Annotated in this window: 1 pseudogene; it reads left to right on the top strand. The window is 69.7% G+C overall.

Annotated elements, in window-relative coordinates:
- Positions 1-251: pseudogene (locus AAEZ09_RS28800) on the top strand (MATE family efflux transporter); the annotation flags it as partial.

Raw genomic sequence — 251 nt, 5'->3', positions numbered from 1 at the left:
GATCTGGAGCGCCCCGTTCGCGCTCGCGAACTACGTGGTGCTCGGCTACCTGCTCGGCATGCAGCGCGTCCGGCTCGCGCTCGTCGCGCAGGTGTTCATCAATGCGGTGAACATCGGTGCCGTGCTGCTCTATGTGTATGGTTTCGGCTGGGGGATCGCCGGCATCGGCGCCGCGACCGCCACCGCGGACGCGTGCGGCTTCGCGCTCGGTGCATGGATGCTGTGGCGGCTGCGGCCGCGCGGCCTTGCAC

It is taken from the genome of Pseudomonas sp. 65/3-MNA-CIBAN-0223 (assembly GCF_040310425.1).
GTDB classification, from domain to species: Bacteria; Pseudomonadota; Gammaproteobacteria; order Pseudomonadales; family Pseudomonadaceae; genus Aquipseudomonas; species Aquipseudomonas gregormendelii.
The sequence above is the reverse complement of the archived record's forward strand: the minus strand, read 5'-3'. Positions and strand labels throughout refer to the sequence as shown.